Genomic DNA, 7,700 nt, shown 5'->3' with positions numbered 1-7,700 from the left:
CTGCATTACGTCCTATTTGCATACTGGTGGTACTGAGCTCATGGGAAACCGAAGCGTTCTCATTGGATGAGTTTTTTGCATCACCGATTGTGTGTTCTAGTGTCACAACCAAATCATTAAAGCTATCGACCATCTCTTTGATCTCATTGTTTTTTTCATATTTTATTCTAAAGTTAAGCTCTTTGTTTTTCACAAAATTCCCTATACTATCTCGTACGAGGTGCACGCCTTGCATAATGTTGTTTCGGATGATGATACTAATGATGATGACACCAGCAGCTACAGATAATGATAAAATTATCATCATCAAATTAGCACCTTTTTTAGCATCTAATCCCATACTGGCACCTTCTTTTGCAAGCTTCTCATTGTAAGCCATATGTTCATCAAACACTCCTGTTAGTGCTTGTCCTATAGCGCTGTTGCTGAGGATATAATCTCTTGATGCCTCTTTTTGGTTATCTCTTGAAAGTTTTATAGCTTTTTGTAAAAATTCAAAATAGGCTTTTTTAATTTCACGATCTTTTGCCAAGAGTGCTTTATCTGACTCATCTGAAACCATTGGTTCATATTTTTTTAAATACTCATCAATAGAAGCACTCATTTTTTCAATAGACTGTTCTAATTTATTCATCTCTTTTTCATCTGTTTGTGCGAGGTGTTGCCACATGTAGAGTCTTAGCCTGAATGCATCTTCAATAATATGATTTAGCAATAATACACTAGGTAGAGAATTGTCATTGGCATAATTTGCTTTTTCATAGACTGTATCCATTTTGGTTAAAGCAATACCAAAAATTGAAAAAATGCCTATGGTTGCAAGACCAAGCATAGTCATAAGTTGTTTAGAGATGGTCATTTTGACTCCTTCTTGAATTCAAATTCTATTGTAAACTCATTTTCCTAATATTATATTTAAAGAAGCCTTTATATTATTAAAGATGAGCAAATAAATTTTTATTCTGTGAAAATCATAGCACGTATGTGTTGTAATGGTGTTGCATTCATTTAGACATTATTGATGAAAAACTGGTATGATAACGTTTTTCAATTTGCTAAAGGAAACATACTTTATGTTAGAATTATTAACACTCTTATATATACTCTATCTCTTAATTAAAATGTATGCAGCACTGATGGAAATAGGCTTTGTAGTGAAGGCTCGTGATTTAAAAGCAGTCGTCCTTTCACCTTCAAATTATCTCAAAGCGGCTGCCTATAAAATAGCAACGCAAAAGCTTTCATTGGTCTTATCGCTTTTTGATTTTGTGCTCTTTTTTGGTTGGATAACATTTGGGTTTTCAGCACTAAATTATGCCTTGGACATTGACGATGAATCACTACACTCTATCTTATTTGTGATGAGCTTTATTGCAATTAATTATCTGCTTTTACTTCCTTTTGATCTTTACCAAACGTTTGGCTTGGATAAAAAATTTGGTTTTTCTACCATTGATACCAAAACATTTATTTTAGATCAGCTTAAATCTACGGTTATGTTTATACTTTTGGGGAGTGCCTTTTTCTGGGTGATGAGCATGATTATTATGGCATATGCATATTGGTGGTTTTATGGATTTTTATTCTCTTTTGCCATTATTTTATTTATTAATATGATCTATCCCATCGTGATAGTTCCTCTGTTTAATAAACTGACACCGCTTCAAGATGAGAGTCTAAAAAATTCTATTGAGGCTCTTTTACATAAAGCAGGGCTTAAAAGTAGTGGCGTGTTTAGTTTGGATGCAAGTAAACGCGATAACAGACTCAATGCTTACTTTGGAGGATTGGGAAGTTCTAAACGCGTTGTCCTTTTTGATACATTGATAGAAAAGTTAGAAAAACACGAGCTTTTAGCTGTCCTTGGACATGAGTTAGGTCATTTTAAACATAAAGATATTCTCAAAAATATTGCTTCAAGTGCTTTGATGCTTTTTATTATGTTTGTACTTTTTGGTAATCTCCCTGCTGAGCTGTTTGACTCTTTACATGTAAAGAAAACAGCAGGGAGTGTGATGGTACTTTTCTTATTGCTGTCGCCACTGGTTTCATTTGTATTAATGCCACTTTTTGGACTCATAAGTCGTTTCAACGAGTACAGAGCAGATGAATACGGCAGTGAGTGTGAAAGTAAAGAAGCACTCGCATCTGCGCTTGTTAAACTTGCAGATGAAAATAAAAGTTTTCCACTCTCTCATCCTTTAACAATAGTACTTTATTTCACGCATCCACCACTTACCGAAAGACTCAAGAAGTTAGGAATGTCTTTTAATGAAGGAGAGGCTCTTGCGCATTAGAGAGCTTTTAAGTAGGGGTGCTGAGCACTTACGCGCTGTGACAGATATTCCACAAAAAGAGGCGATGATTTTTCTAAGTGAAGCACTTGGTGAAGAGATAACTTGGCTCTTAACCCACAGTGATAATGAGATTACTTTCAATGAGCGCTATGATGAGTTTTTGAAACGTCGTGCTAGCCATGAGCCATTAGAATATATTTTGGGAAGAGCAAGTTTTTATGGCAGAGTTTTTGATGTTGATGCACGGGTTCTTATTCCTCGTCCTGAGACAGAAATACTTGTTGATAAGGCTGTTGAATTGGTAAAAGAGTTCTCACAGCCACATATTGTTGAAATTGGGTGTGGCAGTGGTATCATCAGTATTATGCTGGCGCTTTTACTTCCAGAGGCAAAGCTTACAGCCGTAGACATTTCCAGTGAGGCTTTGCAAGTAAGCAGACAGAATGCTCTTAAACACGGTGTGAGTGATCGAATTACGTTTATAGAAAGTAACTATTTGAATGGTGTTAGTGGAGAGATTGATATGATTGTCTCTAATCCTCCTTATATAGCTAACGCAGAGCCTTTAGGAGTTGGTCTTTCTTTTGAGCCATCGTTAGCGCTTTATGGTGGAAGTAGGGGCGATGAGATGTTATGTCATATTATCGATCTTTTTTGTGAGCATAGTGTTAAAGTACTGGCTTGCGAGATGGGATATGATCAGCGTCAGCCTATCAGTGCTTATGCTAAGAGTAAAAATTTGGAAGTTGAATTTTATAAGGATTTGGCTGCATTAGATCGTGGATTTTGGATTAAGGAGAAGAAATGAGAAGTTTAATGGTGGTTTATTTGGTAATGCTTAGCGTTGCTATAGGTGTTGAAATTGCCGCAGGTGCATTTGTAGCTCCTGTAATCTTTTTCCCACAAAAATATTTAGGTGATGGAGTTTTGACACATTTCCAAAGTGGTATCTTGATGACGCAAGTTTTTTTAAAAATGAACCTTGTTATAGGCTTTGTAGCACTGTACAGCATTATTTACGAAGTGCAGGTTTGGATGATGTTTAAAAATTATGATTTTATATCATTCATCTTATCGATTATTGTTGTTTTAACAACAGGATTATTTATTTTTTATTACACGCCATTTATTGTCCATGCTCAACAACTTGGTGCAGTTGAAACAACAACAGAGATATTTGCAAAAATGCACAAGCAAAGTGAATGGGTTATGAAAGCGTTGATGGTGGCTCAATTTATGTTATTTGTAAGACGTAGTTGGCTGAGTCAAAAATAAGAGAAGAAGCCAAAGCTTCTTCTCTTATTGAGAAGAGGGGTTAAAGGGTGTTATTAATCCATTTGGTGTCTGATGTAGGTAGGAATATCAAGATAATCATCTTGTCCCTCATAGCCACCACTTACTTTTTTCATGCGTAAAATACGTTCTTTTTTGATTGATTCTTGATTACTGTTAAGCATTTTGAGCTCTTTTGAAGCTTCAACTTTATTTTCAAAACCTGTAGCGACAATGGTAACTTTCACACTGTTTTCATCCATATCTTCACTAGTAGTTGTTCCAAAAATAACATCTGCATCTTCATCTGCACAATCAAGGATAAGTTGCATTGCATTACTGATTTCTGTAATAGGATAGCTTGCTGGAATTTGGAAGTGAACCAAAACACCAAGTGCGCCATTAATAGAAAGGTTATCAAGAAGAGGTGACTCGATAGCACTTTTAATAGCTTCCATTGCTGCATCTTCACCCGTACTTTCACCAATACCCATAAGTGCCATACCACGATGACTCATAACAGTTTGTACGTCAGCAAAGTCAACATTGATATCGCTTTGTCCAGATGAAAGAACAACCAAACTCATACCACTAACGGCGCGACTTAAAACGTCATCAACGATCTTGAAACTGTCTTTGATACCAAATTTTGCATCGACAATGGCAAGCAGCTTGTCATTTGGAATGATAACAATAGAATCACTCTCTTTACGAAGTTCGTTAATGCCAAGTTCTGCAAGTTTAGCTCTTTTTTTACCTTCAAACATAAAGGGGCGTGTAACAACGGCAACGGTTAATGCACCCACTTCTTTAGCTGCTTGTGCAACAACAGGTGCTGCTCCTGTTCCAGTGCCCCCACCAAAACCAGATGCGATAAAAACAATGTCAGCTTTTTCTAAAGAACTTTTAATCTCTTCATAACTCTCAAGTGCAGATTCTCTACCAATATCAGGGCGCATACCTGCACCTAAACCTTTTTTGCCAAGTTGAATTTTTGTTTTTGCTAAACAGTTTTCAAGGGCCTGAGCGTCTGTGTTTGCTGCGATAAGATCGATACCACAAATACCTTCTCTTACCATGTGGTTAATCATATTACCACCGCCACCGCCAACACCGATAACTTTGATTTTAGCTCCGTAAACACATTTTGATTCTTCTATGCTAAATCCGTTCATACCTCTTACCCCTCTTTAAAATAATTGTGTTAATCTATTCCATAGTTTTGAGCCAAAACCCTCACTATTTTCTTCTTGAATGTTTGCGAGATCTTTGAGCTTCTCTTTTGCATTACTACTATCAGAAGCAGGAAGTGTTCCAATTTCATTTTCTGCCACTTCATCACTCTCTTCAAAGGTCTCTTGATGATGGTGACGTGTTGGTTCTATAGTCTCATCTTTATAGCGTAATTTCTTATTTGAATCGATTTCATAAGGTGTAAAGTAACCTCCACCGTATAAAACAAGACCAATAGCTGTTGAGTAGCTTGGGTCTCTCAATGTTTCAAAGAGCCCATCCATTTCTCTTGGTTTGGCAATTCTGATGGGTACATTATCGAAAATTGCTGATGCTAATTCTCTAATGCCATCCAGTTTTGTCATCCCTCCTGTTAACACAACACCCGCACCAATTTGTTCTTTAAAACTACTATCTTCAAGTGTTTTTGCTAAAATCATCAGAGTCTCTTCAACCCTAACATAAATAACATTAGAAACAATATTCAATGATACTTCATGAGTTGAACCATCATCTCCGATAACGGGGAGTTCAATAAGTTCGCTAGAATTACTTTTCAGTGAGCCATAATTAATTTTAATCTCTTCTGCCGCACCTAGTGGTGTATGAAGAGCCGTTGAGAGATCGTTGGTGATGTTGAGTGAGCCAACGCCTAAATAGTCATTAAAGCGCATGGAATTACCAGCATGAATCATAATGTTACAGGTTGCCCCACCCATATCAATGACAGCAACACCTAGCTCTCTTTCGTCGTGATTGAGTACAGCAATGGCTGAAGCATAACCACCAAGAACGATATTGTCGATTTCAACGCCTGCAGATTTAACGGCTTTTCTAAGGTTACTGAGTGAAGATTTTTGTGCAGTTATGATATGTACTTGAACTTCAAGTCTCGCTCCATTCATTCCTAGTGGATCTTCAATAAACTCTTGATCGTCAACTTTGAAATTATAAGGGAGCACATGGAGTTTTTCATACTCATTTGGGATATTAGCGTTATGATCTGCCATTTGCATTGCACGATTAATCTCTTTAATGCCAATGTCACGGTTTGGAATATTAACAATACCGCTACTATCAACGCTTTTAGTGTAAGCACCAGAGATCGAAACGATAACCATCTCGTACTGTGTACCTGCGACTCTTTTTGCATCATTAAGTGCATTGCGAATCGACTTTGAAGCAAGGTCAATATTGGTGATAATACCTTTTTTAAGACCTTGAGACTTTGCAATACCTGCGCCTAAGATTTTGACGTCACCATCATCGTTTTTTTGAGCGATAATAGCGCAAATCTTGGTTGAACCAATGTCGATACCTAAAATCGTAGTGCTCAACTATTTTCCTTTGTAGTATTGCTCGACTTTATACGCAGTAGCGAGCTTTTTAATAAGATTTTGATTTAGTTCATTTTGTTTCACTTGTGAAACATTTTCGCTAATCATACTAACATACTGCTTAGCTTTGTCCTTGTTAAGCAACTTTTGTTCCAAAACCTCGTATACAATGGCTTTACCATCAATAATTTTATAACCTTTTTTTGCAGTGTTATCAAAAACGTGACTAAAAAATTCTGCACTTTTCGCTTCACTGAGACCAGCAATAGATTTTACCGTATCTCTGCTAACAAAGCCAATATCGTTTCCTGTAAAGTTTTCAAGTTTTGCTTGTGCTTTTTTCTCGAGTGCAGTGCTTTTTAATCCTTCTAAAAGATCATGACTTGCATCTTTCTTCGCCATATCATATGCCATTGGTTCAGGGAATTTAATCTCTTTAACTTTAATGATGACGTAGTTGTCTTTTATAACCATTGGCTTAAGGACTTCATCTTTTGCTGCAATTTGAATTTTATCAAGAGGATATAGCGTGTCATCATCAAAAATAATTTTTGTTTCGTTGGCAGGCACTTCTCCTTTTTTAAAAGCAAGGAAAGATTCAAGTGCACTTTTTTTATCATTTTTAAGTCTAAGATTCACTGCAACTTTACTCTTGGCTTCAGCAAATGTCATCAATTTTCCATCTTCAAATGTATAATTGAATTTTTCTTGATTAAAAAATTCTTCGAGTGTTTTATCATCAAATTTTGTTTGAGAAGCAGGAATATTGAGAAGTTCAAGTGAATAGCTTTTTTTAGTGAGATAGTTTGACTTATTTTTTTCCCAGTATGCTTTGATAGCCTCTTCATTTGCGGTGACCTCATTTACATCAAGCGATACAGCCGAAATCATAAGACGATCTTCCATGAAGAAAGCAGATGCAAAAAGATCGATCTCTTTAGCCGAAGGTGTTAATTTGAAAAAACTTTCAAGTTTTGCATTTAAAATTTCTCTTTCAAGACCTTTCTCATAATCACTTGGGTTAATACGGTTTGCTTTAAGAATTGAGTAGTAAAGATCTTTGTTGAAAACGCCATCGGTTTGAAATGTTGGTGTATTTCTAAGGCGCTCTTTGACATCTTCTTTTGTTGCAAGAAGTCCAATTTCATCAGCATAATTCAATAGCAGTGTTTGATTGGTCAGTGTATTCATAACGATTTTATCAAGACCCATTTGTTCTGCTTGTTCTTGTGTCAGTTTTCCACCTAAAAGGTTGTTGTAGAAGTTGAAGTGGGTTGCATATGCAGATTGGAACTCTTGGACGGAAATAGTGCGATGACCTACTTTGGCAACAGAAGCAGCACGATCTTTATTCAGATCATAAGCGCCCCATCCTACGAAACCAGCACCGACAAATGCTATTGTGCTAATCCAGATAGTGATGACCAGATATTTCTTATGACGTTGCATCCACGTAATCATTCTTTACCTTTGAGAACTCTGTATTTTGCTATAATTCTATCTATATAGTTATTAAATAACCATAAATCGCGTGAACCCCCTAACAAAAAAAGGTAAAATG

General features: G+C 36.4%; 7 protein-coding genes. 3 read left to right on the top strand and 4 right to left on the bottom strand.

Going from position 1 to position 7,700, the window contains the following annotated elements; all coding sequences use genetic code 11:
• Positions 1-859, bottom strand: an 859-nt coding sequence (locus V7Q04_RS07810) for an MCP four helix bundle domain-containing protein (protein ID WP_333804421.1), incomplete at its 3' end; no start/stop codon positions are given.
• Positions 860-1,073: 214 nt separating this feature from the next.
• Between V7Q04_RS07810 and V7Q04_RS07805 the strand changes: the two genes are divergently transcribed.
• From V7Q04_RS07805 to V7Q04_RS07795, 3 genes are read left to right on the top strand one after another with little or no spacing between them, the layout of a single operon-like run.
• On the top strand, positions 1,074-2,297 hold the full coding sequence (locus V7Q04_RS07805; protein ID WP_333804420.1) for a M48 family metallopeptidase: 1,224 nt from the start codon (positions 1,074-1,076) through the stop codon (positions 2,295-2,297).
• Complete coding sequence (prmC, locus tag V7Q04_RS07800) at positions 2,287-3,105, top strand: peptide chain release factor N(5)-glutamine methyltransferase (protein WP_333804419.1); 819 nt, start codon at positions 2,287-2,289, stop codon at positions 3,103-3,105. Before V7Q04_RS07805 ends, prmC begins: the two co-directional genes overlap by 11 nt.
• Entirely contained in the window at positions 3,102-3,572 is a 471-nt protein-coding gene (locus V7Q04_RS07795) for a DUF4149 domain-containing protein (protein WP_333804418.1), read from the top strand. Before prmC ends, V7Q04_RS07795 begins: the two co-directional genes overlap by 4 nt.
• Positions 3,573-3,625: 53 nt before the next feature.
• Here V7Q04_RS07795 and ftsZ read toward each other — a convergent pair whose 3' ends face one another.
• The 3 genes from ftsZ to V7Q04_RS07780 are packed head-to-tail and all read right to left on the bottom strand — an operon-like array spanning position 3,626 to position 7,600.
• Positions 3,626-4,744, bottom strand: coding sequence for a cell division protein FtsZ (gene ftsZ / locus V7Q04_RS07790; protein WP_333804417.1), 1,119 nt, complete (start codon positions 4,742-4,744; stop codon positions 3,626-3,628).
• A gap of 15 nt (positions 4,745-4,759) precedes the next feature.
• Positions 4,760-6,139: a cell division protein FtsA gene (ftsA, locus tag V7Q04_RS07785; protein WP_333804416.1), complete on the bottom strand. Its 1,380-nt coding sequence runs from the start codon at positions 6,137-6,139 to the stop codon at positions 4,760-4,762.
• Entirely contained in the window at positions 6,140-7,600 is a 1,461-nt protein-coding gene (locus tag V7Q04_RS07780; protein ID WP_333804415.1) for a peptidylprolyl isomerase, read from the bottom strand.
• Positions 7,601-7,700: the final 100 nt, after the last annotated feature.

It is taken from the genome of Sulfurospirillum sp. (assembly GCF_036802865.1).
In the GTDB taxonomy this organism is placed as follows: domain Bacteria; phylum Campylobacterota; class Campylobacteria; order Campylobacterales; family Sulfurospirillaceae; genus Sulfurospirillum.
This window is presented reverse-complemented; position numbering and strand designations above follow the sequence as displayed.